At 42.3% G+C, this 1561-nt stretch carries 1 protein-coding gene; it reads left to right on the top strand.

The window, feature by feature from the left end:
* On the top strand, positions 1-1561 hold a 1561-nt coding region (locus tag ACXAG4_RS15490), incomplete at both ends, for a DUF7507 domain-containing protein (protein WP_475297003.1).

The raw sequence follows: 1561 nt of genomic DNA, 5'->3' as shown, positions 1-1561 counted from the left end.
CACAAACAGGAAACACAGCAAGTTGGGCAGGTTTAACAGTAGCGGCCAATAATGGCACAATAACATTACGTTATGAAGCCACCGTAAATGCGCCAACAGGAGCAGCAGGCGAGTATACAAATATCGCACAAATCACGGCAGTAGATCAGTACGATCCAGACAGTGATTCAACAACAGATGAAACCGTAGATGACAATGGAGATGGAATAGCTGATGACGATGAAACAGCGTTAACAGTAGCACCAGCCCAAGCTGATTTATCAATAGTAAAAGGTTTAGTCAATGGCAGTGCCACACCAAATGTAGGCGATGTGTTAACCTTTGAATTAGTAATTAGTAATGCCGGACCAAATGATGCTACCAATGTAAGTTTAGAAGACGTATTACCAATAGGTTATAGCTTAGGTGTAGTAAATAATGCAGGAATAGCAACAGGCAATACCGCAAGTTGGACAGGGTTATTTGTACCATCAAACAGTAGTATTACAGTGACTTACGAAGCTACAGTAAACGCCCCAACAGGTGCAGCAGATGAGTATTTAAATAGAGCACAAATTACAGGTAGTGATCAGTACGATCCAAACAGTGATCCAACAACAGATCATACAGTAGATGAAGACAATGCCGATGGCGATAATGATCCATCCACAGGAGGCGAAGATGATGATGAGACAAACTTTACTGTAGTACCACAAACGGCCGATTTATCCATAGCCAAAACCTTTGTAGATGATAATGGAGGCGATTTAAACGTAGGCGATGTATTAACCTTCAGCATAGCAATAAGCAATGGCGGTACATCCCCAGGAACCAATGTAAGTATAGATGATGTCTTACCAATAGGTTACAGTTTAGTATCGGGAAGCATCGATAATGGCGGGGTATACAATGCAGGAGCAACAACGATTACATGGAATGGATTAACCGTGCCATTAACAGGGTTAACAGTAACGTACCAAGTAACAGTAAATGCCCCAACAGGCGCAGTGGATGAATACCAAAACGTAGCTGAAGTAACAGGAAGCAATCAGTTTGATCCAGACAGTACACCAGATAACGATGATGGCGATCAAAGTGAAGATGATGAAGATGCAGCAACGGTAGTGCCAACCCAATCAGATTTAGAGTTAGCCAAAGGTATAGCGGCAGGAAGTAGTGCGACACCAAATGTAGGCGATACAGTAACTTTTGAAGTAGTAGTAACAAACAATGGTCCAGATGATGCTACAGGCGTATCAGTACGAGATGTTGTACCATCAGGCTACAGCACAATCACAGCAATAAGCAACACAGGATTAGCCACAGGCAACCAAATCGATTGGACCGGACTTAGCATTGCCAATGGAGCTAGTATAACCTTAAGTTATACAGTAACAGTAGAAGCCCCAACAGGCGCATTAGGCGAATACCAAAACGTAGCTGAAGTAACGGGAAGTGATCAATTCGATCCAAACAGTACGCCAGATAATGATGATGGCGATCAAAGTGAGAATGACGAAGACAGTTTTACTGTTGTACCTCAAACCTCAGATTTAAGTATTAATAAAACAGTAAGTGATGC

This window comes from Seonamhaeicola sp. ABD4_175, from assembly GCF_056160885.1.
The sequence above is the reverse complement of the archived record's forward strand: the minus strand, read 5'-3'. Positions and strand labels throughout refer to the sequence as shown.